Annotated in this window: 19 protein-coding genes; 14 read left to right on the forward strand and 5 right to left on the reverse strand. The window is 72.0% G+C overall.

From position 1 onward, the window contains the following. Positions 1-22 precede the first annotated feature (22 nt). Positions 23-2023: a 4-hydroxy-3-methylbut-2-enyl diphosphate reductase gene (locus OTB20_RS16160; protein ID WP_267818179.1), complete on the reverse strand. Its 2001-nt coding sequence runs from the start codon at positions 2021-2023 to the stop codon at positions 23-25. Positions 2024-3131: 1108 nt separating this feature from the next. On the opposite strand from OTB20_RS16160, the gene OTB20_RS16165 reads away from it, so the two are divergent. The 7 genes from OTB20_RS16165 (at position 3132) to OTB20_RS16195 (ending at position 12342) form a co-directional block, all read left to right on the forward strand. After that, positions 3132-3689, forward strand: a complete 558-nt coding sequence (locus OTB20_RS16165) for a cupin domain-containing protein (protein WP_267818180.1) — start codon at positions 3132-3134, stop codon at positions 3687-3689. A 15-nt stretch (positions 3690-3704) separates the two neighbouring features. Beyond that, positions 3705-4841, forward strand: a complete 1137-nt coding sequence (locus tag OTB20_RS16170; RefSeq protein WP_267818182.1) for a DegT/DnrJ/EryC1/StrS family aminotransferase — start codon at positions 3705-3707, stop codon at positions 4839-4841. Positions 4842-4963: 122 nt separating this feature from the next. Next, a complete protein-coding gene (locus OTB20_RS16175) occupies positions 4964-6994 on the forward strand; it encodes an FAD/NAD(P)-binding protein (protein WP_420716412.1) in 2031 nt (676 codons plus the stop codon). After that, positions 6991-8490: a class-II fumarase/aspartase family protein gene (locus OTB20_RS16180; protein WP_267818185.1), complete on the forward strand. Its 1500-nt coding sequence runs from the start codon at positions 6991-6993 to the stop codon at positions 8488-8490. The genes OTB20_RS16175 and OTB20_RS16180 overlap by 4 nt, the downstream gene beginning before the upstream one ends. 339 nt (positions 8491-8829) lie before the next feature. After that, the gene (locus OTB20_RS16185; protein WP_324290376.1) at positions 8830-9909 is read left to right on the forward strand and encodes a type III polyketide synthase; all 1080 of its coding nucleotides are present in this window, start codon (positions 8830-8832) and stop codon (positions 9907-9909) included. After that, positions 9906-10904 (forward strand): class I SAM-dependent methyltransferase, encoded by a 999-nt coding sequence (locus tag OTB20_RS16190; protein ID WP_267818187.1) that lies wholly within the window; start codon positions 9906-9908, stop codon positions 10902-10904. The genes OTB20_RS16185 and OTB20_RS16190 overlap by 4 nt, the downstream gene beginning before the upstream one ends. A gap of 337 nt (positions 10905-11241) precedes the next feature. Next, the gene (locus OTB20_RS16195; RefSeq protein ID WP_267818189.1) at positions 11242-12342 is read left to right on the forward strand and encodes an AfsR/SARP family transcriptional regulator; all 1101 of its coding nucleotides are present in this window, start codon (positions 11242-11244) and stop codon (positions 12340-12342) included. A gap of 74 nt (positions 12343-12416) precedes the next feature. Here OTB20_RS16195 and OTB20_RS16200 read toward each other — a convergent pair whose 3' ends face one another. Next, positions 12417-14324: an FtsX-like permease family protein gene (locus OTB20_RS16200; protein ID WP_267818191.1), complete on the reverse strand. Its 1908-nt coding sequence runs from the start codon at positions 14322-14324 to the stop codon at positions 12417-12419. 109 nt (positions 14325-14433) lie between these two features. Between OTB20_RS16200 and OTB20_RS16205 the strand changes: the two genes are divergently transcribed. Both OTB20_RS16205 and OTB20_RS16210 read left to right on the forward strand, forming a co-directional pair. Next, positions 14434-15708 (forward strand): sensor histidine kinase, encoded by a 1275-nt coding sequence (locus tag OTB20_RS16205; RefSeq protein ID WP_267818192.1) that lies wholly within the window; start codon positions 14434-14436, stop codon positions 15706-15708. Positions 15709-15776: 68 nt separating this feature from the next. Continuing rightward, positions 15777-16412 carry a response regulator gene (locus tag OTB20_RS16210; protein ID WP_267818193.1) on the forward strand — a complete coding sequence of 212 codons (636 nt, stop codon included), beginning with the start codon at positions 15777-15779 and terminating at the stop codon, positions 16410-16412. Between the two features lie 24 nt (positions 16413-16436). Here OTB20_RS16210 and OTB20_RS16215 read toward each other — a convergent pair whose 3' ends face one another. Further along, positions 16437-17450 (reverse strand): SMP-30/gluconolactonase/LRE family protein, encoded by a 1014-nt coding sequence (locus OTB20_RS16215; RefSeq protein ID WP_267818194.1) that lies wholly within the window; start codon positions 17448-17450, stop codon positions 16437-16439. A gap of 77 nt (positions 17451-17527) precedes the next feature. On the opposite strand from OTB20_RS16215, the gene OTB20_RS16220 reads away from it, so the two are divergent. The 4 genes from OTB20_RS16220 to OTB20_RS16235 all read left to right on the forward strand — a co-directional run bounded on the left by OTB20_RS16220 (position 17528) and on the right by OTB20_RS16235 (position 21431). Further along, on the forward strand, positions 17528-17965 hold the full coding sequence (locus OTB20_RS16220; RefSeq protein WP_267818196.1) for a MarR family winged helix-turn-helix transcriptional regulator: 438 nt from the start codon (positions 17528-17530) through the stop codon (positions 17963-17965). Positions 17966-18257: 292 nt separating this feature from the next. Next, complete coding sequence (locus tag OTB20_RS16225) at positions 18258-19313, forward strand: alpha/beta hydrolase (RefSeq protein WP_267818197.1); 1056 nt, start codon at positions 18258-18260, stop codon at positions 19311-19313. A gap of 136 nt (positions 19314-19449) precedes the next feature. Beyond that, positions 19450-20631, forward strand: coding sequence for an alpha/beta hydrolase (locus tag OTB20_RS16230; protein WP_324290377.1), 1182 nt, complete (start codon positions 19450-19452; stop codon positions 20629-20631). Continuing rightward, complete coding sequence (locus tag OTB20_RS16235) at positions 20547-21431, forward strand: trypsin-like serine peptidase (protein ID WP_267818199.1); 885 nt, start codon at positions 20547-20549, stop codon at positions 21429-21431. The genes OTB20_RS16230 and OTB20_RS16235 overlap by 85 nt, the downstream gene beginning before the upstream one ends. 30 nt (positions 21432-21461) lie before the next feature. On the opposite strand, the gene OTB20_RS16240 is transcribed toward OTB20_RS16235, so the two are convergent. Next, positions 21462-22352: an EamA family transporter gene (locus OTB20_RS16240; RefSeq protein WP_267818201.1), complete on the reverse strand. Its 891-nt coding sequence runs from the start codon at positions 22350-22352 to the stop codon at positions 21462-21464. Positions 22353-22438: 86 nt separating this feature from the next. After that, a complete protein-coding gene (locus OTB20_RS16245) occupies positions 22439-23560 on the reverse strand; it encodes a threonine synthase (protein ID WP_267818203.1) in 1122 nt (373 codons plus the stop codon). A gap of 225 nt (positions 23561-23785) precedes the next feature. On the opposite strand from OTB20_RS16245, the gene OTB20_RS16250 reads away from it, so the two are divergent. After that, positions 23786-25360: a S8 family peptidase gene (locus OTB20_RS16250; RefSeq protein ID WP_267818204.1), complete on the forward strand. Its 1575-nt coding sequence runs from the start codon at positions 23786-23788 to the stop codon at positions 25358-25360. Positions 25361-25452: the final 92 nt, after the last annotated feature.

Consider the following 25452-nt stretch of genomic DNA (forward strand, 5'->3'; position numbering starts at 1 on the left):
GGCCGGCCCCGGTGCTGTCGGCTCAGCGGTCGCGGTAGGCCACCTGCTCGGCCATCTTGACCAGGCGCTTGTGCCAGTCGCCCGCCAGCGGTGCGTCGTCGAGCGCCGCGCACGCGGTGGCGACGAGCTGGTCGATCTGCTCCTCGACCTCCTGGCGGACGCCGGAGGCGAGCAGCGCGCCCTGCAGCTCGGCCGGGTCCCAGCCGCCGTTCCTGCCGTCCGCCACCAGCCGGGCCACCCGGTCGTCCTTGGTGGCCGCCAGGGCGAGCAGCAGGGTCATCTTGTGTTCCACGAGGTCCAGCCCGGCGGGCTTGCCGGTCGCCACGCCGTCGCCGAAGGCGTCGAGCAGGTCGTCGCGGAGCTGGAACGCCTCCCCGGCCGCGACCCCGTACTCCTCGAAGGGCACCTGGAGTTCGGGCCGTCCGGCGATGGCCGCCCCGAGGGCGAGGGGCCGGTGGATGGTGTACCGGCCGGACTTGCAGACGGCGACCCAGCGGGACAGGGCCGGGTCCGGCGTCAGCTCGGCGGCGAGGGCGATGTCCAGCTGCTGGCCGATGATCACCTCGGTGACCAGATCGTTCCAGATCTGCAGGGCCGGGCCGGTCAGCCCGCTGGCGAGCCGGTTGGCGTAGCTCAGTGCCAGGTCGCCGGCCAGGATGCCGATGCCCTCGCCGAACCGGCGGTGCTCGCCGGCCCAGCCGCGCTCCGCGTGGAGGGCGGCGTGCTTGGCGTGCACGGTGGGAGTCCCGCGCCGGGTATCGGAGTTGTCCATGATGTCGTCGTGGATGAGGGCGAACACGTGCAGGAGCTCCAGCGCGGCAGCCGCGGCGACGACCGTCTCCTCGTCCGCCGTACCGCCGGCCGACAGGTAGCCGCTGACGCAGAACGCGGGGCGCAGCCGCTTCCCGCCGGCCCTGACGATCTCCGCGACCGCCTCGACCGGCACCGCGACACGGGCGTCGACAGCCGCCCAGCGCGCGGTCTCGGCCTTCAGGAGGTCCTCGATGGTGACGCTGACCCGGGCCAGCAGTTCGTCGCAGGCGTCACCGCCGACGACACCGCCGGCGGCGGGGGCCTGCGGCGTCGGCCGGTCGAGTTCCGCGGGCAGTTTGAACACGACGTTCTCCTTGGCGGTGACCTCGGTTTCGACATCGCCGAACCCGAGGGTGGCGAGCCGCTCGACGACCTGCTCGACCAGTACCTCGGGCACGCTCGCGCCGGCGCTCAGGCCCAGGGTGCGGACGCCGGCCAGCCATGCGGGGTCGAGGTGTTCCACGTCGGGCAGCAGCCGGGCCGCGGCGCCGGCGGCCTGCGCGACCTCCACCATCCGGACCGAGTTGCTGGAGTTGGCCGACCCCACGACGAGTACGAGGTCGCTGCGTCCGGCGATCGCCTTCACCGCGTTCTGCCGGTTCTGGCTGGCGTAGCAGATGTCCTCGCTGCCCGGGCCGGTCAGACCGGGGAAGCGCTCCTGCAGCACGGCGACGATCTCGGCCGTGTCGTCCACCGACAGGGTGGTCTGGGTCAGGTAGGCGGCGGAGGCCCCCGGCGGGAGCTCGAGCCGCCGGGCCTCGTCCACATCCTGGACGATGACCGTACGGTCCGGGGCCTCTCCGAAGGTGCCCTCGATCTCCTCGTGGTCCGCGTGCCCGATGAGGATCAGCGTCTGCTTGTCGCGGGCGTACCGGCGGGCCTCGTGGTGGACCTTGGCGACGAGCGGACAGGTCGCGTCGATGACGTGGAGACCGCGCTCGGCGGCATTGCTGCGCACCTGCGGGGAGACACCGTGCGCGGAGAAGATGCAGACGGCTCCGTTCGGCACGTCGTTCTCCGAATCGACGAACCGGGCACCCCGCTGCTCGAGCCGGCTCACCACGTACTCGTTGTGCACGATCTGCTTGCGTACGTACACCGGCGCGCCGTGTATCTCGAGCGCGCGCTCCACGATCTCAATGGCCCGGTGCACACCGGCGCAGGAGCCGCGGGGCTCGGCGAGCAGGACTCGGCCTACGGCAGACGGCATGGTTTTCCCCTCGGGTTGCTCGGCGGCCGTCCCGTACCGGGGGCGGCTCCGAGGACTGTTTCGGCGGTCTTCGACACGGGCGCGGTTCTGACGACCTCCCCGCGGATGCCGAAGGTTCCTGCCGGTGCGGTGGCACCGGGCGCGCGCGGGCTTGCCGGCTCAGGCCTGTCTGTGGGCCCGGCTCGGGCCCGTCCCGGGCCCACGGCCACCGATCCGGCCACCGAGAACTAATGAATTTCGGCCGCAGGATTTCGGTCTTTCCGAGCTGCGACGGCCATCTTCGGCCAAATGACTTGCCGGGGACTGAGGGGTGGATTGGTATTGGCTTGGCGGCAAGCCGATACCAATCCGCAAAATAGTCGCCGCCAAGTCCCGGGTTGGCGTACGCACGGAGCATCCGCTGTAATGATTTCCCGAAGCGTCTCTCGGCCCGTGGTGCGGGCCCGAGCGGTTCACGGCGCGTCCCCCGGGAGCCTCGGGTCCACGCCGCTGCTCGTGAACACGGCTTGTTTTCAGATGGGTTGGGACAGCTGCGGCCGGGGCCCGGTGCCACTGCGACCGGGCGGCCGGGGAGCGGCGTCCCGCGGGCCGCACGGTCAACGGGATATCGCTCGAGGCGGCAAAGAAGTGGTGCTGCGGAAATCCGACTTGGTGAATTCTAGGCGGGCGGAAAGGGGCCCTTGACGAATCCGTCCCGGCTCGGTGATCCTCTTCGTGCAACCTGTTTATCGGCGCCCCGAATGCGGGTTCCGGTATCCGCGAGAAGAGAGGGCGGCGCTAAGTTGCCGGACGGGTGGGACGGTACGGCGGTGAAGTGCGCGGAATGATTGGACGGGTGAAGGCCGGGGCGTGACTGGCTGTGGGTGATTCCTGCGCATGGGCGTTCTGCGGCCATCGAGGGAATGTCCTCCTGCATGTCTTCGCACCGCGTTTCCGTCCGACCAGCGCACGGCGCCGGCCCTGTGGGGGTGGGCGCGAACCTCTGCCCCTGCCAGTCAACCGGCTTGAAGCAGAGGGGCTTTGGCGCGCTCGTCGGCTCGTGCCACAGGCCGTAGAGCCGTTCGCTCCTGAGCGGGAATTTCGCACAGACTACGAGGAAAGCAATTACATGAGCGGGCTAATTCTTCCACCCGGCCAGGGACGAAAACTGGTCACGAAGGCGCAGGACGTGACCTTCAAGGTCACCGCGGCGGACGGCTCTTCCATCTCGGTCTTCGAAGTGATCGTGCCGCCGGGCTTCGACGTCGGCGCGCATACGCACACCAAGTCGCAGGAGTTCTTCTACGTCCTGGAAGGGGAGTTGGAACTCCTGGCGTTCGAGCCCGCCGAACGCACGACGGACACCTGGCGCGACTGGGAATCCGCCGGCGGTGACAAGGCCGTCCGTGCGACCGCGGGCAGCTGCATGTTCGTCCCCCCGGGTACCCCGCACGCATTTCGCAACGCGTCGGACCGTCCGGCGCGCATGCTCTTCCAGAGCTACCCCTCGCCCGACCACGAGCACTATTTCGAGGAGATCGTCGAGATCTTCTCCGCAGGCCCCTCGGTCGACGCCGAGGCGGTACGTCGGATGCGCGAACGCTATGACGTCAACCAGATCACGCCCCTGCGCTTCGAACCGCCCGTTCTTCCCAGTCTTCGGTCCACGACCGACCGTACGGCGTAACGAGAGGTGAGCATCATGGACAGAGTTCCCCTCGTTCACGCGAGTCTGGGAGAAAAGGAACTGGCCGCCGTGGCCGAGGTGTTCTCCTCGGGCTGGCCGGCCGGCCAGGGCCCGCAGGGCAAGGCGTTGGAGGCTCTGCTGGTCGAGCGCTACGGAGTCGGCGACGCGGTCTCGCTCAGCAACTGCGGCGCCGCGCTCCACCTGGCGATGCTCGCGCTCGGTGTCGAACCGGGCGACGAGGTGATCGTCGCCGACTACACCTTCCCGGCCCCCGCCCACGCCGTGCGCTACGTCGACGCCGTCCCCGTCTTCGCCGACGTGCGCGCCGACACCGCCACCGTGGACCCGCAGGCCGTGGAGGACCTGATCGGCCCGCGGACCGTGGGCATCATCGCGGTCGACACGGTCGGCCTCCCCGCCGACTACGCCGAACTCAACGCGATCGCCGACCGCAACGGACTGTTCGTGGTCGAGGACGCGGCCTGCTCGGTCGGCGCCACCTACCAGGGGCGCGAGGCGGGCACGCTGGCGCCGGTGGCCTGCCTGTCCTTCCACGGACGCAAGGGAGCCACCAGCGGCGAGGGCGGCGCCCTGCTCGCCGCCGACCCCGTGATCGGGCAGGACGCGCGGCTGCGGTCCTCCTTCGGCATCGGCAGCATCTTCGACCAGGCGCAGATCGTCGGCCTGCCGATCCCCGAGTTCACCGACATCGGCTACAACTACAAGATGTCCGACATCGCCGCCGCGATCCTGCGGGTGCAGATGGGCCGGATCGACGAACTGCTCGCCCGCCGGACCGCCGTAGCCGCCCACTACGGCGAACTGCTCGCGGAGGAAGAACTCCTGACGCTGCCTCACGTGCCCGAGGACCGCACCCACGCCTGGCAGTCCTACATGGTGACCCTGGACCCGCGCGTGGACCGCGCGGGGCTCGCCGCCTCGCTGCGCGCCCAGGGCATCGGCTGCGGACACGGCACGTGGGCGACCCACGTCCAGCCGGTGTACCAGTCCAAGCGCAGGTGCCCGGTCTCCGCCGACCTCTTCCAGCGCAACCTGGCCATCCCGATGCACGCCGAACTGAGCGGGGAGCAGGTCGAGCGGGTCGTGGACGTCCTGCGGACCGAGCTGCGCACCCACGCACGGAACCGCTGAACCCCCGGCGCGGCAGCGGGACTCGGCTGCTGCCGCGCCGTCCTTCGAAGCGCCGCCCCTCCTCGGCGCCCGCGCTCGCCCCGTACGTCCCTGACCGAGCCGGAACCCTGTGTTGAGGAGTGTTGGTGCTTACGGTCTCCCTTGTCGGCGCGGGGCCGCGCGGTTTCGCGGTCCTGGAGCGGCTCTGTGCCAACGAGCGCACATCCCCGTCCCACCGAGCGGTGACCGTGCACGTCGTCGAGCCGTACGCACCCGGACCGGGAAGGGTGTGGCGCACCGAGCAGCCGCGCCAGCTCCTGATGAACACGGTGGCCTCGCAAGTGACCGTCTACACCGACCACAGCGTGCTGATGGACGGCCCGGTCGAGGAGGGCCCCAGCCTGTACGAGTGGGCGGCCGGGCTCGCCCGCACCGCCCAAGTGCCGGGAGTACGGGCCCGGTTCCTGGCCGGGACGCTGGACGAGGCGCGCCGGCTGGGCCCGGACGACTACCCCACCCGCGCGTTCTACGGCGCCTACCTGCAGGACGCCTTCCGCGCCGTGGCCGCGGCCGCGCCCGAGCACGTCACCATCGTCGAGCACCCCACCCGGGCCGTCGCCCTGTCCGACGGAGCCGGGCACGGCGGTCCGCAGACCCTGGAGCTGGCCGACGGCACGCGACTCACCGGCCTGGACGCCGTCGTCCTCGCCCTGGGCCACGTACCGGCCAGGCCCACCCGGGGCGAGAGCGCGCTCGCGGAGGCCGCCGCCGCGCACGGGCTGACGTACATCGCCCCCGCGAACCCCGCGGACGTGGACCTGTCCGTGGTGGCGCCGGGCGAGACGGTCTTCGTCCGCGGCCTGGGGCTGAACTTCTTCGACGTGCTCGCACTGCTGACCGAGGGCCGCGGCGGCACCTTCGAACCCGCCGGGGACGCACTGCGCTACCGGCCCTCCGGCCTGGAGCCGAAGATCGTCGCCGGCTCCCGGCGCGGCGTGCCCTACCACGCGCGCGGCGAGAACCAGAAGGGCCCGTACGAACGCCACGAGCCGCGGCTGCTCACCCCCCGGGCCATCGCCCGGCTGCACCGGCGCGCGGCGGACGGCGCACGGCTGCACTTCCTCACCGACCTGTGGCCGCTGATCGCCAAGGAGGTGGAGAGCGTCTACTACGGCGCCCTGCTGGCCGCCCGCGGGCGGGAGCGGCAGCGCGAATCCTTCGTCGAGCACTACCTGGCCGCGCCGGGCCCCGAGGCCGAGCGCCTGCTCCTGGACGCCGCCGGCATCGACGCGGCGGACCGGTGGGACTGGGAGACCCTGGCCCGGCCCTACCGGGGCCACCTGCTGCGCGACCGCGCCGAGCACCGGGCCTGGCTCCTGGCCCACCTGGCCGAGGACGTGCGCCAGGCCAGGGCCGGCAATGTCCGCGGCCCGCTGAAGGCGGCCCTGGACGTCCTGCGCGATCTGCGCAACGAGATACGGCTGGCCGTCGACCACGGAAAGCTGGAGGGCGCCTCCTACCGGGACGACCTCCAGAGCTGGTACACCCCGCTCAACGCGTTCCTGTCCATCGGGCCGCCCGCCTCCCGCATCGAGGAACTGATCGCGCTGATCGAGGCCGGCGTCGTGGAGGTCCTCGGCCCCGGGGTACGGCTGGACGCCCCGCCGGCCCTGCCTTCGTCCTCGTCCTCGCCCCTGTCCCGGGGCGGCCACGGCGGCGCGGGCCCGGCGGTGTTCACGGTCGGCTCCGACGCCGTCCCCGGACCCCCGGTGACGGCCACGGCCCTCATCGAGGCGCGGCTGCCGGAGCCGGACCTGCCGCGCACGGCGGAGCCACTGCTGCGCGACCTCCTGGACAGCGGGCAAGCCGCCCGCCACCGCATCGAGGGCGCCTGCGGCATCGCGTACGAGACCAAGGGCCTGGCCGTCACCGAGCGCCCCTACCGGCTCCTCGACGCCGAAGGCCGCTCCCACCCGCGCCGGTTCGCCTACGGCGTGCCCACCGAGGCGGTGCACTGGGTGACCGCCGCCGGGAGCCGCCCCGGGGTCAACTCCATGACGCTCGGCGACGCGGACGCCATCGCCCGCGCCGTGCTCGCGCTGCCCGCCCACGCCGGTGCACCCGGGTCCTCGTACCGGCACTCGCCCACCGATCCCGTCGAGGTGAACGCATGACAGCCGACAACCGAGGAAGCGCGCCCCCCGCGCCGCCGGCCGGGTACGGCCCCGACGCCGGGCTGCTGTCCCCGGTCCGGGCCGGCACACCAGCCGAGGCGGTCACCTCCGACCTGGCCTGGCTGCAGGCCATGCTCGACGCGGAGGCGGCCCTGGCCCGCGCCCAGGCCGAGGTCGGCACCGTGCCCGCCGAGGCGGCCGCGGTCATCAGCCGCGTCGCACGAGCCGAACTGCTGGACGTGCGCGAGCTCGCCCTGGTCGCGCGCGAGACCGCGAATCCGGTGGTCGGACTGGTCCGGGAACTCACGCGGCTGGTCGCCGCCCAGTCGCCGGAAGCCGCCGAGTTCGTCCACCACGGCTCCACCAGCCAGGACGTCTTCGACACCGGAGCCATGCTGGTCGCCGACCGCACGCTCCGCCTGATCCGCGCGGACCTGGAACGCGCCGCCGAGGCCCTGGCCGCCCTCGCCGCCCGGCACCGCGACACGGTCATGGCCGGCCGCACCCTCGCGCTGCACGCCGTACCCACCACCTTCGGCCTGAAGGCCGCAGGCTGGCGCCGGCTCCTGCTGGACGCCCGGGACCGCGTCGCCGCCGTACTCGACGGCGGCCTTCCCGTATCGCTGGGCGGGGCCGCCGGCACTCTCGCCGGCTACCTGGAGTTCGCCGCGGGGGAGTCCGCGGCGGAGGAGCCCACCGCCGGGGTGCCCGTCACGCCCGGAGCGAGCCGCGACTACGTGGACCGGCTCCTGGACGCCTACGCCGCCGAGACCGGCCTGGCCCGCCCGCCACTGCCGTGGCACGCGCTGCGCACCCCGATGGCCGACCTCGCCGGCGCCCTGGCGTTCGTCACGGGCGCCCTGGGCAAGATCGCCGTCGACGTGCAGTCGCTGACCCGGACCGAGGTCGGCGAGGTCGCCGAACCCGCGGTGGAAGGACGTGGCGCGTCCTCGGCCATGCCGCACAAGCGCAACCCCGTACTGGCCACCCTGCTGCGCAGTGCCGCGCTCCAGGTGCCGCTGCTGGCGGCGGGGGTGACCCAGTGCCTGGTCTGCGAGGACGAGCGTTCCGCCGGTGTGTGGCACGCCGAGTGGCAGCTGCTGCGCGAGTGCCTGCGGCTGGCCGGCGGCGCCGCGCACACCGCCGTGGAGCTGGCCGAGGGGCTGGTCGTTCGGCCCGAGCGGATGCGGGAGAACCTGACGTTGACGGGAAGCCAAGTGGTGTCGGAGAGGGTGTCGGCCCATCTTGCGCCCCGGCTCGGCAAGGCCGGTGCCAAGGAGCTGCTGACCCGCGCCTCGGCCGAGGCGGAACGCACCGGCGGTTCGCTGGCCGAGATCCTGGGCGCACTGCCCAAGGTGAAGCGGCATCTGACGGATGCCCAGATCGTCCGCCTGCTGGATCCGGAGGGGTACACCGGAGCCGCATCGGCCCTGGTGGATCAGGAGTTGGCCGGCGCCGGCGGGGTCCGGACCACTCCGCCCGCGCAGGCGGAGTAGGCAGGGCGGCGGCGGGATTCCCCGGGCGGCGCGGTGAGGCTCCGGCTGGGGGCGGACGACCTCGGGGGTCGCCGTCCACGGCCGGAGCTTCACCGCTTCCAGGGGCCCGCCACCGACGGATTTCGGCCAGTCCGCCCGCGCCCCGGACCGCCCCAATCCGGTGGATGAAAGGGCGCGGTGAAGGCAAGTCACCGCCAAGCCAGCAGCAAGCGCCATGCGCGATGTTGGGGAACGTACACGCTGTGAGGGCAGCAGAAATTCTCTACGTCAGAGAGATAGATGCCAGGTATGCCAATTCTATGTAAGCCTTCGGTGAGCGTGCCGGAACACATCATCACGATGGAAGACACTCTGGCATTCGCCAGGGAGGCGCACGCGGGTAAGCCGCAGCTTCCGCTGGCCCTTCGACTGATAGAGAACACGGGGGTGCGGAAGCGGCACCTGGTCCAGCCCATCGAGAAGACGCTGAGCCACCCCGGATTCCAGGAACGCAACCGCATCTACGAGCTGGAATCGAAGAAGCGGTGCCCGGAAGTCATAGAAAAGGCCCTGGAGAACGCGGGCCTGGCGGCGACGGACATCGACGCGATCATCTACGTGTCGTGCACCGGGTTCATGATGCCCTCGCTCACCGCGTGGCTGATCAACACAATGGGCTTCCGCTACGACACGCGGCAGCTGCCCATCGCACAGCTCGGTTGCGCGGCGGGTGGCGCGGCGATCAACCGCGCCCACGATTTCTGCGTGGCGCACCCCGAGAGCAACGTCCTGATCGTCTCCTGCGAACTGTGCTCGCTGTGCTACCAGCCCGAGGCCGACGACATCGGCTCGCTGCTGTCGGACGGCCTGTTCGGGGACGCGGTCGCGGCCGCGGTGGTACGGGGGAGCGGCGGCGCCGGCGTCCTGCTGGAGCGCAATGCCTCCTACCTCATTCCGAACACCGAGGACTGGATCTCCTACTCCGTCCGGGACACCGGATTCCACTTCCAGCTCGACCGCCGAGTTCCCGGAACGATGGAACCGATCGCCCCGGTGCTGGGTGAGCTGGCCGCGCTCCACGGCTGGGACATAGGCGCTCTCGATTTCTACATCATCCACGCCGGCGGCCCCCGCATTCTCGACGACCTCGCCAAGTTCCTCAATGTGGACCGGACGGTCTTCCGGCACAGCTGGTCCACGCTGACCGAATACGGGAACATCGCCAGCGCGGTCGTGTTCGACGCCCTGCGCAGGCAGTTCGAAGAAGCAGAGAGGCTGTCGGCGGGATCCCCCGGAGTGATCGCCGGATTCGGCCCCGGAATCACCGCGGAAATGGCATTGGGCAGTTGGGTTCCGGCCGCCCCGCAGCACGTGGAGGCGAAATCGGCCGTCGCGTCGGTGCCGCGTCAGCTTTCGGGAAGCATGGTGAGGACGGCATGACCAGCACCCAGCCGACGTCGGATCGGATCATGCGGCTCATCACCGGGTACTGGGCAACCGGAATCCTGGGTACGGCCGCGAGCTACTCCCTGTTCACCCACCTGGAGGACGGCGCCACCTCCGCCGCCCACCTGGCCGAGCGCGCCGGGATCTCGGAGCGGGGCGCACAAGCCCTCCTCGACGGCCTGGTCAGCATCGGTCTGGTCGAGCCGGCCGGCGGCGGATACCGCAACACCGCCGAGGCGTCCGCCTTCCTGGTGGACGGCCGGGCCGCCTCGCTGAGCGGCTTCGCCAAGCTCAAGATGGGCCACATGGGCAGCCTTTCGGCGCTGCCCGACGTCGTCCGCGCCGGAGGCCCGCTGACGGACGCGGTGGTGGAGGTGGCCGACAACCCGCACTGGGAGCAGCTCGTCCAGGCCATCGCCGCGCAGTCGGTTCCCGTCGCGAAGATCGCCGCCGAGACGCTGCGGCTGGCGGAGGCCGGAGAGGTCTCGATCCTCGACATCGGCGGCGGATCGGGCATCTGCTCGGGCATCTGGCTGGAATTGAACCCCGACGCGCGCGCGACCCAGCTCGACTGGGCGCCGATCAACTCGATCGCCCGCAGGCTGCTCGCCGAGCGGGGCGTGGCCGATCGCGTCAGCTTCGTCGACGGGGACTTCCACACCACCGGATTTGGCGATTCCGCCCATGACGTCGTGATGTACTCCAATATCGCCCATCAGGAAGGGCCGGACGAGAACACGGAGATCTTCGCCAAGGCGCGGAGCGCCCTGAAGCCAGGCGGAACGCTGGTCATCTCCGACTACATCGTCGAGGACGACCGCAGCGGCCCCCCCTTCGCGCTGACCTTCGCCTCGGAAATGCTGCTCAAGAGCAGGCACGGAAGCACCTGGCGGCGTGCCGATTACCACGCCTGGCTCACCAAGGCGGGCTTCGGCGAAATCACCTTCCAGGCCACGCCTTCGCCGACCACGTTGATCTTCGCGAGGTAGTCGGAGATCTTTTTGCGGAGCGCCGGACGGCGGGGAAGCGGAATGCTCCCCGGCCCGGCGCTCCGAGCATGACCACTGATGGGCGGAACGCCACCGCATGGAGGAGCGCGGGACTCCGAATGTGCCCGGAACCACGGCTTCGGGTGCACGGTTTTCAGGCTTGGACAAAGTTCAACTCACGAAGTTTTCAACGGGGGTTGTCAGGCTTGATCGCCATGCTGGATCCTTCCTCGTGCAGAGGTGGCGACTCTCGCCATCCGGCCGAGGCCGGGGCGTACGCATCTTTCGGGGGAGCTTGATGAATACAGAAGCAGTGAACGAAAAAATTGATTTCGGCATGTTGACCGCGGACCTCGAGGACGGCGGTAGACAGGCGATGGACTTTGTTCTCGAACAGCGATTGGGAGGCAGGAACAGGACCACGCGGAGCATCGCCGATCTGGAGCGGGAAGTACGGGAACTCCGGCAGGCGAACGAGACGCTGAAGATGTACTTCACAATGGCGCTCGAACTCGATTCCCACTCCCCGCCCCCCGCCGCCGCCCTGGCGACTGCCCGCGAGAGGTCTGGTGCGCACGCCGTCGCGTCCCAGCCACTCGTGCCGCGGCCGCGAGGCGCGCTCCGGTGGGCGGACACGGATCCCGAGCCGGGGCCGGACGCGGCGCCGGTCAAGGTGGAGTTCCGGGTGCTGGGTCCGGTCGAGGCGACCATCGGTGGCCGGTACGTGGACCTCGGGGCGACCAAGCAACGAGCCGCGCTCACCCTGCTGGTCAGCCAGGTGGGCCAGCCCGTATCCGTCGACGTACTGGTGGAAGCGCTGTGGGACGGTCAGCCGCCACAATCGGCGATCTCCTCACTGCACGCCTACATCGCGAACCTGAGGAGGGTCCTGGAGCCGGACCGTGCGCCGCGCAAGCCCGCGAAGGTGCTGCGCACGCGGGGTCGCGGCTATTTACTCGACAGCAGTGTCGTAGAGGTCGACGCCCACCGCTTCGGCACGTGCGCGACGGCCGGCTGGCAGGCGCTGGACCGGTGTGACCCGCAGCGGGCCCTGGTCGAGTTCGAGACCGGGCTGGCCCTGTGGCGCGGGGACGCCTACGCGGAAGTGGCCGATGCCACCCACGTATCGCCCGAGGTGGTACGGCTGGACGAACTGCGGCTCTCGGTGGTCGAGGGCCGCTGCGCCGCACTGATCGCCGTGGGAGCCCACGAAGTGGCCGTCTCGGAACTGGCGGGCTTCACCCAGGCCCATCCGCTGCGCGAGTACGGCTGCGAACTGTTCAGCCTGGCCCTGTACCGGGGCGGCCGACAGGCCGACGCACTCTCGGTGCTGAGGATGCACCAGCGGCGCATGGCCGAGGACCTGGGCATATCGTCGAGCCCCGCGCTCCAGCGCCTCGAGGTCGAGATCCTGCGCCAGGCCCCCACGCTGGACTGAGCCCGAAGGCTGAGCCTGAGCTCTGAGCTCTGAGCCTGATGTCTGAGTTTGTTGTCTGAGTTTGAGTCCGGGCCTCAGCCCGAGGCCAACCCGGCTCCCACACCGGGTACTTCACCCGCCCGCGCCCTGCGCCGCCCCGACCGGCTGCGCAGGGCGCGGGCCGAGGGAAGGAGGGTGCACAGGGCCGCGAGCGCGGCGCAGACACCGGCGACCGCGCCCATCGGGAGCCAGGGGACGACCATCGGGGAGTCGACTCCGAGGGCCGCGAGGGCTGCGCGGATGCCCGCCAGATTGACCACGGCGACCGCCGTCCCGAGGAGGGCGCCGACCGTGGCCGCCAGCAGGGATTCGGCTGTCATCACGGTGAGGACCTGCGACCGGGTGGCCCCGGCCAGCCGGAGCAGGCGCAGGTCGCCGGCCCGGTCGGCGGCGGCCATCAGCAGGGTGTTGGCCAGCGCGATCGCCGTGTAGGCCAGGGCGATGCCGAGAACCATGACGTAGCCGAGCACCGTGAAGCGGTTCGTGCGCGGGTTTGTCGCCGTCAGCCACTCCTGCGCGGTGAGCGCCGTGGCCCCGTGGCGGGCCGCCGTCTCGCGGACCGCGCCGGCCGCGGACGCCGGGGCCTTGACCTCGACGCGCGAGACCTTCGCTCCGGGCGCGTTGCGCGGGGTGACGTAGGCGCCGTTGTCGCCGGTACCCGTCCGCATCACGGCCACGATCCGCAGCCGGACGGCAGTGCCGTCCGCCAGCCACAGCGGTACCACCTCCCCGACCCGGTGCTGCCACCACTCCTCGGTGACGATGATGCCGCCGTCGTCCAGGCCGGCGACCGAGCCGGCCACCACCGGCAGCCGGGAGACCTCCGCCAGCGCCGCCGGGTCGACCGCCGAGGCCTCCGTCCGCACTTTTACGAAGCCCTCCTCCAGCACCGTCAGCCCGGTATCGGCCACCGCCAGCGCGCGCGCCCCGGGGATGCGGGCCATCTCCGCGGAGTCCGGCAGCCGCCCGCCGGTCAGTACGTAGTCCGCGCCGGTCCGCGCACGGGCCTCCACCGACTTCGCCTCCTTCAGGGTCGAGGCCGCGCCCAGCAGGGATCCGGTCAGCGCGACCATCACCAGCACCGGCGCCGCCACCGCGGCCGTCCGGCGGATCCCGGCACTGGCGTTCGCCCGCACCAGCCGCCCCGCGTAGGAGGTCACCCGCACCGGGATCCACATCAGCAGCCGTACGACGGGCCGTACGAGCACCGGTGCCAGCAGTCCGCACGCGGAGATCAGCAGCATCGGCTGCCACGTGTACGTCTTGCGCTTGAGCAGCTCGCCCGGATCCGATCCGAGCCGCCACCCGACGAAGACGGCCGCGAACAGCAGCAGCCCGCCGCCGGCCACCCACCGGCCCGGCGTCATGGGCCGCTCGTCGGTGACGGCCTCGCGCAGCGCCTCCAGCGGACCGACCCGGCCCGCCCGCCGGGAAGCGGCGTAGGCACCCGACAGCGCGACGAGCAGCCCCGTCCAGAACGCCGCGTGCAGCGGCCAGGCCTGGTCCCCGATCGCGTACCCGGCGGGCGCCAGCCCCTCGGCCACGGTCCAGCGGGCCATCAGCGGCGCACCGGCCCCGCCCAGTACGATCCCGGCCGCGGACCCGGCCAGCCCGACGGCCGCCGCCTCCACCAGCACCAGCCGCCGCAGCTGCCCCGGCGTCGACCCGGCCAGCCGCAGCAGCCCCAGCTCGCGCCGCCGACCGGCCACGGCGTACGAGAACGTCGACGCCACCACGAACGCCGCCACGAACGAGCTCACCCCGCCCGCGGTGCCCAGCATCGAGTTGAGGCCCACCACGTCGGCCCCCGCCGGCATCGCCGCCGACGCGGCGAGCCCCAGTCCCATGACGGTCATCAGCGCGACCCCGAGGGCCACCGCCACGAACGTTCCCACCTGTGTCATCCAGCGCCGCCGCAGCGACCTCAACGCGATCTTCAGCATGGTTCCCAGCCAACCGGCCGCGCGGCCCCCCGTCAGCGGGGCAGGGGCGAGCCCCCGGGGTATGGCCAGCCCTACCGTGCCGCCCGCGCCCGCCGCCTACCGTGAACCCATGCCGCCCACCTTCCCCGTCCTGCCCCCGGGCCGGTACCCGCGCTCCGCCCGGCCCTGGCGCGCCGCCGCCTACCTGCTCGGCGGCTCCCTCACCGGAGCCCTCGCGCTCACCGTGCTGACACTGCTCGCCGTGTGCGGGACGGCGCTCGCCCCCGTCCTGGTGGGGCTGCCGCTGCTGGGTGCGCTCGCGCTGGCCGGAGTACCGTTCGCGGCCCTCGAACGCCGTCGGCTGCGGCTGCTCCACCCCGGCGCCGCGCCGCTGCCCGACCCGCACCGCGATCCGGACCGTACGGGGCTCGCGGCGTGGGCCCGCACCCGCTTCGGCGAGCAGGCGACCTGGCGGGAACTCGGCTACGCGGTGCTCGCCGCCACCCTCCTGTGGCCGCTGGAACTGCTCGCCCTCGGCGCCGCGTTCATCGTGCCCGGCGACCTCATCGCCACGCCCGTCATGCTCGCCCTCGACGGGGAACAGGCCAACCCCCTGAAGCTCCACGGCGTCACCGGCTACCCGGTGGCCCTGCTGTGCGCCGCCGCCGGACTGCTGCTCCTCCCGCTCTGCCTCTACGGGCTCGGCGCGGCGGCGGCGGCCCGCGCGGCCCTGGCCCGGCTGGTGCTCGGCCCCGGCCGGGACGACGACCTGGCCGTCAAGGTCACCGAACTGACCAGCTCCCGAGCCCGGTTGGCGGCCGCCTTCGACGCCGAGCGGCGGCGCATCGAGCGCGACCTGCACGACGGGGCCCAACTGCGGCTCGTAGCCCTCTCCATGACGCTGGGCCTGGCCCGGCTCGACGCCCCGCCCGGCAGCCCGCTCGCCGCGCAACTGGCCGCGGCGCACGCCGAGGCCGGGGCGGCGCTGACCTCGCTGCGCGAGCTCGTCCACGGCATCCACCCGCAGGTGCTCACCGACCGGGGCCTGCCCGACGCCGTCGCCGACATCGCCGACCGCTCCCCGATCCCGGTCGACACCGACTTCGACCTCCCCGGCCGGCTGCCCGAACAGGTCGAGTCCGCCGGGTACTTCTTCGTCAGCGAGACCCTGGCCAACGCCGCCAAGCACAGCGGGGCGAACCGGATCACCGTCACCGGCCGGCACGACGGCAACCGGCTCACCGTGGAGGTGGCCGATGACGGCCGCGGCGGCGCGGACGCGGCGCGGGGGAGCGGGCTCACCGGGCTGGCCGACCGGATGTCCGTCGTGGACGGCAGACTGACCCTGACCAGCCCTCCCGGAGGCCCGACCCTGCTGCGTGTGGAGATCCCTTGCATTCCGTAGGCCCCGTAGGCCCCGTAGATTCCGACGGCTCGGCAGAGCCCGCAGGAGCCGGCCCGCAGTCGCTGCGCGTGGTCCTCGCCGAGGACTCCGTGCTGCTCCGCGAGGGCCTCGTCGGTCTCCTCGCCCGCTTCGGCCACCGTACGGTGGCGGCCGTCGGCGACGCCGCCGCCCTCGAAGCGGCCGTGGCCGAGCACCGGCCGGACATCGTCGTCACCGACGTGCGGATGCCTCCGGACCACACCGACGAGGGGCTGCGCGCGGCCGTGCGGCTGCGCGAGACCCGGCCCGGCCTGCCCGTCCTGGTCCTCTCCCAGTACGTGCAGCGCTCCTACGCCGCCGAGCTGCTCGACTCCGGCGACGGGACGGCCGTCGGGTACCTGCTCAAGGACCGGGTCGGGCAGGTGGAGGAGTTCCGCGACGCCGTCGCGCGGGTGGCGGCCGGCGGGACCGTGGTCGATCCCGAGGTGGTACGCCGTCTCATCAGCCGCCGGCGCGATCCGCTGGAGCGGCTGACGGCCCGCGAGCGGGAGGTCCTCGCGCTGGTCGCCGAGGGGCACTCCAACGCCGAGGTGTCCCGCAGGCTCACCGTCTCCGAGGCGGCGGTCGGCAAGCACATCGGGAACATCCTGATGAAGCTCGACCTGCCCCCGGCGCAGGAATCCCACCGCAGGGTCCTCGCCGTCCTGGCCTATCTGCGCGGCTGACCGGACCGGGAGCGGGGCGGCGGGTCAGAACCCGCGGACCGAGGCGACCGTGAACGCGGTCGGCGCGCCGCCGGGGGAGGGCATCGGCCCGCCGTCCTTGTCGAACTGCGACCTGACCACCAGGGTCCGCCCCGGGACCTGGACCAGGGTGGTCGGGATCTGGAGCGAGGGGTCCGTCACGGTACGGACCAGGCGGGCCCGGGTGCCGTCGGCCGACAGCTGCCAGCGGCTCAGGGTGTTCCGCGTGTTCTGGGCGGCGCGCAGGACCCCGCCGGGGGCGAGGTCGAGGCCGTCGGCGGTCTTCAGGTCACCGCCGGTGAGGGCCACGCGGGAGACCGCGCCGGAGACCGGGTCGATGAGGTACAGCTCGCCCGCCGTCATGTCGACGGTGAGCAGGAAGCGCCCGGCCGGGTCCGCGGTGATGCCGTTGAGGGTGAAGCTCCCCGCCGGGGAGGGGGTGAGCCGCCCGCTCAGGTCGTACGCGGGCAGCAGCGGGCCGGAGCCGGCGGCGAGCTGCTGGGGGGTGACCCGGTAGACCACCGCGCGGACGCTGTCGGTGAGGTACGCGGTGCCGTCGGGGGTGACGGCCAGGTCGTTGAGGAAACGCGGTTCGCTCCCGGGGATCTCGAAGTGGGCCAGCCGGGCCCCCGACCGGGTGTCGTAGACCGAGACGCCCGAGGTGGAGTCGCTCACCCAGAGCCGGCCGCGGCCGTCGACCCGCAGTCCGTTCGCGGTGTGGCGGCCGTCGGTGCCCGCGGGCAGGAAGACCTCCGCCGTGCGCGCGCCGGAGCGGGCCCGGTAGACGGTGCCGTCCTTGTAGGAGCCCACGTAGACCGCGCCGGTGCGGGGGTCGGCGGCTATGCCCTCGGGGAAGACCTTCGCGCCGGGCAGGGTGAAGGCCGTGGAGATCCGGGTACGGGCGTCCCGGCTTTCGGCGGCGCCGTCGGCCGATGCCGTGGCGGCGGGGGCGGGAGCCGCGCCGAGGGTGAGGACGGCGGTCAGGGTGACCAGGGCGGCGGGCAGGAACTTCTTCGACATCGGACGTCCTCTTCTCTATGGATGAGTGCGAATGTAAGTTAGAGCCCTAATGTACGCAAGGGCTTTATGATGCGTGGATGACTTCCATGCCCGCGGAGGAGCGCATCGGCTCCCACGTCAAGCGAGCCGAACAGGCTCTCCTCGGGGCCAAGAACGCGGCGGTGAGGCCGGCCGCAGTAACGGTTCCGCAGTACGCCGCCCTGCTCTGGCTCTCCGAGAAGCCCGGGATCTCCGCCGCCGCGCTCGCGCGCCTGTGCGGGGTGACGCCCCCGACGATGAACACCGTGCTGAAGAACCTCCAGGAGCGCGGCCTCGTCGAGCGGACCCCGCACGAACTGCACGGCAACGTCCTGGAGACCCGGCTCACCGACGAGGGGCGATCGGCGATGGAGGTGGCCGACGCGGGGGCCGTGGCGGTGGAACGGCGGCTGGCCGCCGAGTTCACCGGCGAGGAGCGGGAGCAGCTGATCGCACTGCTCGGGCGGTGCGCGGAAGTCCTCGACGCGCTGAGGTGAGGCGCCCGCGGCGCGGGCTTTCGTACGACCGGGACACGGGTCATGTGTTTGCGGCGTTTTGGAACTCTCCGGGGGATTCACGCATCAGGACAAGGGGGACGTCAGTCCCTTCTGTCCCGCCGGGGGGCAGCCATGACCGTTCGGAGCGAAGTTCGTGCACCAGGACCCGCAGCGCCCGCGGCCCGATGACCAGCCTTACCGCCGGGAGGCCTACGTCCCCCCGCACATACCCGGGCCCCCAGGCCCGCCGGCACCCCCGCGTCCGCCCCGCCGCCGCGCCCGTTCCCGCCGCGTGCTGTGGATCAGCGCGACCGTGGCCTTCGTGCTCGTCCTGTGTGGTGGCGGCTTCGCCGCCTGGAAGCTGGACCGGTTCTCCGGCAACGGCTCCGCGGTGAGCTTCGGCAAGACCCCGCCCCCCGCCGGTGCGGAGGGGGGGAAGCAGGGCCCGGGCCGCGATCCCGCGAGCCCGCCCGCACCGATCGGCGATCCGGACGTACAGCTGGAGACCGGCCCGCGCGCGCAGTTCAAGCAGACCGCCGAGCTCGACGACGGCACGATCATCGCCAAAACCCGGCTGAAGGGCGCCAAGTCCGGCTTCGAGGGTGACGTCTGGGTGTGGACGCCGAAGGAGTACAGCGACCCGAAGTACGCCAAGAGCGCCTTCCCGGTCCTCATCGCGCTCCCCGGCGGCAACGGCTTCCCGAACAACTACTGGGCCGACCGCAGCCTCGGCCTCCAGAAGGCCGTCAGCGAGGGCGTGCGGGACGGCACCAGCCTGCCGTTCGTCCTGATCATGCCGGTGCTCAACCCGGACGCGAAGTACTACTACGACGGCTCCGACATCCCCGGCCGGCCCAAGATGGGCACCTGGATCGCCGAGGACGTCCCGGACTTCACCCGCGCCAACTTCCGTACGTACAAGTCACGCGACGGCTGGGCCTTCATGGGCTCCTCCTCCGGCGCCTTCGTCGGCATGAAGCAGGTCCTGCAGCACCCGGACAAGTTCAAGGCCGTGATCGCCAGCGGCGGCGAGATCGTTCCCGACTCGCCGTTCTGGAAGGGCCACCAGGCGGAGATGGACGCGAACAACCCCGAGAAGCTCGCCCAGGAGCTGATCGACGCGGGCGGTCCCGAGGTCTACATCAACTTCCAGATCGGGACCAAGGAGACCGGCAAGCAGAGCATGACGCAGTTCCGGCAGAAGTACGCCAAGGGCCCGGTCAAGATGACCATCCGGGACATCCAGAACGGCGAGCACAACGGCTGGCACTACGTGCGCGGCATGAAGGAGGGCTCGCTGGAGTGGATCAGCAAGGTTCTGAAGGGGCCGAAGCCCGCCGACGGCTGACCGGCGTGGCCCTCGCCACGTCCACCCGTCCCAGGCAACCCATCCGGTCGTTCATACCTCTGTTATGGATGTAAGGGGGGACCAATCGGTCGTCCCGCGCTCCCGCGGGGCGCCGGCGAAGGAACGGGAACATTCCGTGCACCAAGACCAGCAGGGTGACGACGGCCGCAAGGCCACGACCACGACCACGGTCATGACCACGGCGGGGAGCCGGACCGAGACCCCGGCGGTGGCCGGGGTCGGCCACCGCCCCGGGCGCCGGCTGCGCCTGATCCTGATCAGCGGCGGGCTCGGCCTCGTCCTGGCGGCCGGCGGCGGGGCGGCCGCGTACAAGTACGGCCTCTTCTCGGACATAGGCGATCCCACCTCCTTCGGGAAGCCCGATACGGCCGCGTCCGCCGCCTCCCACAGCCGGCCCGGCGTGAGCATGCCGACCGGGCCGAAGGCGCCGTTCGTGCGGACCTCCCGGCTGCCGGACGGCACCCAGATCGCCAAGACCACCCTGACGGGCAGGAAGTCCGGGTTCACGGGCGACGTATGGGTGTGGGTGCCGAAGGAGTACGACGACCCGGCGTACGCCGACAGCGCCTTCCCGGTGCTGATCTCCCTGCCCGGCGGCCGCGGCTACCCCACGAACTACTGGGGGACGGGGCCGGGCCTCGGCCTCCAGAAGGCCGTGAGCGACGGGGCGAAGGCCGGCAGGAGCCTGCCCTTCATCCTGGTCATGCCGGTGCACAACGCCGACACCAAGCACCATTTCGACGCCTCGGACATCCCTGGCCAGCCCAAGATGGGCACCTGGATGGCCGAAGACGTCCCGGATTTCACGAAGGCCAATTTCCGGACCTTCACCTCCCGCGACGGGTGGGCCTTCATGGGCTCCTCGGCGGGCGGATTCGGCGCCCTCAAGCACGTACTGAAGCACCCCGACCGCTTCAAGGCGGCCATCGCCAGCGGGGTCGACATCGTCCCCGATTCCCCGCTGTGGAAGGGAAACAAGCAGGCCATGGACGCGGACAACCCCCAGAAGCTCGCCGGGAAGCTGATCGCGGCGGGCGGCCCGGACGTCTACGTGAACTTCCAGATCGGCACCGCGGAGTCCGGCCGGGAGAAGGCCGAAGGGTTCATGAAGGACTACGGCAGGGGTCCCGTGCACACCACGCTGCAAGTGATCCAGGATGGTCAGCACAACGGGAAGTCGTACGTACGCGGGATGCGGGAGGGCGCACTGGAGTGGATCAGCAAGGTGATGTCCGCGCCGACCCCGAAGCCCCGGCCGGCCCCGAGCGGCGGCGCGAGCGGCGCCGCCTCCCGGTGAGCCTCGGGGCCAAGTGGATCGTCTCGGCCGCCCTCGCGGGGGTCGCCGCGCTGCTCGCGGTGGTGTTCGTCAAGGACTCCGGCGGCTACGAGGACCGTGGCGTGATCCCCTTCCCCACCGTCGGCGTGCTCATGGCCAACGGTGAGCACTGGTGCACGGCCAGCGTCGTCGACAGCCCGCAGGGCGATGTCGTCGCCACCGCCGCGCACTGCGTGGCCCCGGCCGGCGAGGACGGGCAGCCGGGCGAGGCCGCGCACGACGGGCTGGCCATCGGCGCGCTCGCCTTCGCCCCCGCCTTCTCCGGGGAGGGCTCCGGGAGCCGGCCCCTCGGGCTGTGGAAGGTGCGCTCCGTGCAGGTCGACGAGCGCTGGACCAAGTGGGGCGAGGACACCGCCGACTTCGCCTTCCTCAGCGTCGAACCGGACGGGCAGGGGCGCAGCCTGCAGGAGGTCGTCGGACACGGGGAGGCCCCGAAGCCGGTGTGGACCTCGGGCTATGCCCGGGAGGTCACGGTCGTCGGCTATCCCGAATCCGAGCGCAACCCCCAGAACAAGCCCGTCGCCTGCACGACGCAGAGCCGGCACGACGAGGACGACCCCGCCATGCTCTACATCAACTGCTCGGGGTTCTGGACGGGGACGAGCGGCAGCCCGTGGATCGCCGACCGGGGCGGGCCGGGGCGGCCGGGGCAGCTGATCGGGGTGCTGAGCGGCGGGGACACGGACGTGGACTCGACGGCCGCGCTGTTCGACGACCGGGCGAAGGCCCTGTACGAACGGGCGGCGAAGCCGGCGGGCTGAGGGGCGGCGACAGGCGCCCGGCCAGGCCCGTCAGCGGCGGCGCTCGGTGCTGACGATCACGCAGACCGCCGCCACGACGATCGCGCCACCGAGCAGGATCGGCAAGGTCAGGGCCTCGTCGAGGATGAGCCAGCCCAGGGCGACGGCCACGACCGGATTCACGTAGGCGTACGTGGCCACCAGCGAGAGCGGAGCCGCGCGCAGGAGCCACACGTACGCGGTGAAGCCGACGAGCGAGCCGAACAGGACGAGGTAGCCGAGGGCCAGCCAGGACGCGGTGGAGTACGAGGTGAGGTCCAGCCCGTGCTGCTCGCCGCGGCACAGGCCGACGACGATCCCGCCGGTCCCGCCCGCGAGCATCTGGTAGGCGCTGCCGGTGAAGGGGTTCGCGGGCAGGGTCAGCTTCGCCGCCGAGAAGGAGCCGAGCGACCAGAGCACCGAACCGGCCAGCACCAGGAGCACCCCGCCCAGCCCGATCTCGCCGCCGAACCCCGGGCTGGTCAGAACGGCGAGCCCGCCGAGGCCCAGCAGGACCCCGGCCAGGGTGCGCGGGGCGGGACGGTCGCCGGAGCCGGCGCGCAGGACGACCAGCCACATCGGTACGGCGGCCACCAGGAGGGCGGCGAGGCCGGAGGGGATCGTGGTCTCGGCGAGCACGACGAGGCCGTTGCCGCCGAGGACCAGCAGCAGCCCGACCAGGACGGCGGAGCGCACCTGGGCGCGGGTGGCCTTGAGGGCGGCCGGGCCGTCCCGCCAGGCGACGAGGGCGGCGAGGACGAGGCCGGCGGCGATGAAGCGGGCCCCGGCGGAGAGGAACGGCGGCATGGTCTCGACGACGATCCGGATGCCGAGGTAGGTCGAACCCCAGACGACGTAGACGAGGGCGAGGGCGACCCAGACGCGGGTCGTTGAGGTGCGCATGACGCGGAGCCTATGTCGGCGGCCTTCGCGTCCGGCGTGGGGGACCGGGCCCGCCCGGGCGGGCGCCCGGGCAGGCGGCAGCCCGGTCAGACCGCGGGCGCGGCCAGCCCCGTCTTGGCACCCGCGCCGCAGAGCGGGAGGACCGCGGAACGCCCCCGGAGGGGGTCCTCGGCCGCGGTGGGGCCTACCGCGGCCCAGCAGGCGGCGGCCGTGGGTTCCACGAAGAGGCCGCGCCGGGCCAGGTCGAGCTGGGCCGCGCGGACCTGGTCGTCGGTGACGGTCAGGAAGGTCCCGCCGGACTTGCGGACGGCCGCCAGGATCTGGCGGGCCCGCGGTGGGACCGGAATCGCGATCCCCTCGGCCAGGGTGGGGAGTTGGGGAACCGGCTCGGCGTTCTCTGCGCCCGAGCGGAAGGCGGAGGCCAGCGGGGCGACGGCCGCCGACTGGACGCCGATCAGCGCCGGCGGGCGGACCCCGCGGCGGGCCAGTTCCTCCACCGCCAGCGCGGCCCCGAGGAGCAGCGTGCCGTTGCCGACGGGGACGACGAGCACCTCGGGCAGGTGGCCGCCCAGCGCCTCCCAGACCTCGTAGACGTACGTCTTGGTGCCGTGCAGGAAGTACGGGTTGAAGACGTGACTGGCGTAGAACACCCCCGGGAGGCCGGCCGCTTCGCGCGCCGCGACGGCCGCCGCCTCCCGCCCGCCCGGCACCACCCGGACCGTCGCGCCGTGCGCGCGCATCTGCTCCATCTTCTTCTCCGAGGTGCCCTCCGGGACGAACACCTCGCACCTGAGCCCGGCCCGCGCGCAGTACGCCGCGAGCGCCGTCCCCGCGTTGCCGCTGCTGTCCGCCACCACCCGCCGGGGCCCCAGCCGGCGCGCGAGCTCCGCGAGCATCACCGCGCCCCGGTCCTTGAAGGACAGCGTGGGCATCAGGAAGTCGAGCTTGGCGTGCACCCGCTCCGCCAGCTGCACCAGCGGGGTGTTGCCCTCCGCCAGCGTGACGGAGAGGGCCCCGGTGAGCGGCAGCGCGGAGTCGTAGCGCCAGAGCGAGTTGGGCCCGGCGGCGGGGTCCAGCACGGCGGCCGGGTCGGGGGTGAAGTCGAGGTCCCACGGGCCGGCGCAGACGGGGCAGCACCAGGGCGCGGTCCGCGCGTCGGCGCGGGTGCCGTCTTCGGCGCAGAGATATCCGGGGAGTGCGTGCGTCATGTGCGGTGGGCCTTTGCCTTTTCATGGCGGAGGTGTGGCACGGATGTTACGCGTTCGTTGACCTCTTGTGGTGGACCGACTCCGTGGGCCAACCTTTCGTCAGCGGCGCGTCGTTGGGCCGAATTGCTTGTCATGGGCATGGCATAAGCAGCCATGCCCGGACCGGTCTCGCCCGGCTGGCCGCGCACCCCCCGCAGCGCACCACCTATGAGGAGGACCCGTCACATGTCCGTGATGCGTCACACCCGCCGGAAGATCGCCGGCATCGGAGCGACCGCCACACTGGCCCTCGCCCTCGGAGCCGCCCTCGCCTTACCCGCCTCCGCGGCCCCGCTCGCCCCGCAGGGCGTCATCGAGAACGCCGGCGCCGAGGGCACCGTCTCCGGCAGCTACATCGTGACCCTGAACGACTCCGCCGCCCGCTCCACCGCCGACAGCGGAAAGGCCGTGGCCAAGCGGTACGGCGCGAGGATCGACCGGACCTACAGCGCGGCCCTCAACGGCTACTCCGTCGAGGTTTCCGAGGCGCAGGCCAAGAAGCTCGCCGCCGACCCGGCCGTCAAGTCGGTCGTGCAGAACCGCGTCTTCACCATCGACGCCACCCAGCCGAACCCGCCCTCCTGGGGCCTGGACCGCATCGACCAGCGTGCGCTCCCGCTCGACAACAGTTACACCTACCCGGACAAGGCCGGCGAGGGCGTGACGGCCTACATCATCGACACGGGCGTCCGCAAGACGCACCAGGACCTCGGTGGCCGGGCCTCCGACGGCTACGACGCCATCGACAACGACAACACCGCCCAGGACGGCCACGGCCACGGCACCCACGTCGCCGGCACCGTCGCGGGCACCTCGTACGGCGTGGCCAAGAAGGCGAAGATCGTCGGCGTCCGGGTGCTCGACAACAACGGCTCCGGCACCACCGCCCAGGTCGTCGCCGGCATCGACTGGGTGACGGCGAACGCCGTCAAGCCGGCCGTGGCCAACATGTCGCTCGGCGGCGGCGCGGACTCCGCGCTCGACACCGCCGTGCGCAACTCCATAGCCAGCGGCATCACCTACGGGGTCGCGGCGGGCAACGAGTCCACCAACGCCAACACCAAGTCCCCGGCCCGCGTGGCCGAGGCGATCACCGTCGGCGCCACGACCAACACCGACGCCAAGGCGAGCTACTCCAACTACGGCACGATCCTGGACCTCTTCGCCCCCGGCTCCAACATCACCTCCTCGTGGGGCACCGGCGACACCGCGACGAACACCATCTCCGGCACCTCGATGGCCACCCCGCACGTGGTCGGCGCCGCCGCCCTCTACCTGGCGGCCAACCCCGCCTCCACCCCGGCCCAGGTCTCCACGGCTTTGGTGAACGCGGCCACCCCGAACGTCGTGACCAGCCCCGGCACCGGCTCCCCGAACCGCCTGCTCAACATCGGGACCTCCACCACCCCGCCGAACCCGGGCACCCGCTTCGAGAACACGGCCGACTACGCGGTCAACGACAACGCCACCGTCGAGTCGCCGATCACCGTCAGCGGGATCTCCGGCAACGCCCCGGCCACGCTGAGCGTTCCGGTCGACATCAAGCACACCTACGTCGGTGACCTGAAGGTCGACCTGGTCGCCCCCGACGGCACGGTCTACAACCTGCGCAACCGCACCGGCGGAAGCGCGGACAACATCATCCAGACCTTCACCGTGAACGCCTCCGCCGAGGTGGCCAACGGCGTGTGGAAGCTCCGGGTCGCGGACCTCGCGAGCATCGACACCGGAAAGATCGACTCCTGGGCGCTCCAGTTCTGACCTGAGCGCGGTGAACCACGGGGGCGACCGTTTCGGCGGTCGCCCCCGCTGCGTACTATTCGCGCATTCGTTCGCGCAAGTACCTGAGCGAA

It is taken from the genome of Streptomyces sp. H27-H1 (assembly GCF_026627445.1).
Lineage (GTDB): Bacteria > Actinomycetota > Actinomycetes > Streptomycetales > Streptomycetaceae > Streptomyces.

Excerpts from the sequence above, each read along its gene's own strand:
- OTB20_RS16160 (WP_267818179.1), bottom strand. The coding sequence starts at position 2,023 with ATGCCGTCTGCCGTAGGCCGAGTCCTGCTCGCCGAGCCCCGCGGCTCC.
- OTB20_RS16165 (WP_267818180.1), top strand. The coding sequence starts at position 3,132 with ATGAGCGGGCTAATTCTTCCACCCGGCCAGGGACGAAAACTGGTCACG.
- OTB20_RS16170 (WP_267818182.1), top strand. The coding sequence starts at position 3,705 with ATGGACAGAGTTCCCCTCGTTCACGCGAGTCTGGGAGAAAAGGAACTG.
- OTB20_RS16180 (WP_267818185.1), top strand. The coding sequence starts at position 6,991 with ATGACAGCCGACAACCGAGGAAGCGCGCCCCCCGCGCCGCCGGCCGGG.
- OTB20_RS16185 (WP_324290376.1), top strand. The coding sequence starts at position 8,830 with ATGGAAGACACTCTGGCATTCGCCAGGGAGGCGCACGCGGGTAAGCCG.
- OTB20_RS16190 (WP_267818187.1), top strand. The coding sequence starts at position 9,906 with ATGACCAGCACCCAGCCGACGTCGGATCGGATCATGCGGCTCATCACC.
- OTB20_RS16195 (WP_267818189.1), top strand. The coding sequence starts at position 11,242 with ATGTTGACCGCGGACCTCGAGGACGGCGGTAGACAGGCGATGGACTTT.
- OTB20_RS16200 (WP_267818191.1), bottom strand. The coding sequence starts at position 14,324 with ATGCTGAAGATCGCGTTGAGGTCGCTGCGGCGGCGCTGGATGACACAG.
- OTB20_RS16205 (WP_267818192.1), top strand. The coding sequence starts at position 14,434 with ATGCCGCCCACCTTCCCCGTCCTGCCCCCGGGCCGGTACCCGCGCTCC.
- OTB20_RS16215 (WP_267818194.1), bottom strand. The coding sequence starts at position 17,450 with ATGTCGAAGAAGTTCCTGCCCGCCGCCCTGGTCACCCTGACCGCCGTC.
- OTB20_RS16220 (WP_267818196.1), top strand. The coding sequence starts at position 17,528 with ATGACTTCCATGCCCGCGGAGGAGCGCATCGGCTCCCACGTCAAGCGA.
- OTB20_RS16240 (WP_267818201.1), bottom strand. The coding sequence starts at position 22,352 with ATGCGCACCTCAACGACCCGCGTCTGGGTCGCCCTCGCCCTCGTCTAC.
- OTB20_RS16245 (WP_267818203.1), bottom strand. The coding sequence starts at position 23,560 with ATGACGCACGCACTCCCCGGATATCTCTGCGCCGAAGACGGCACCCGC.
- OTB20_RS16250 (WP_267818204.1), top strand. The coding sequence starts at position 23,786 with ATGTCCGTGATGCGTCACACCCGCCGGAAGATCGCCGGCATCGGAGCG.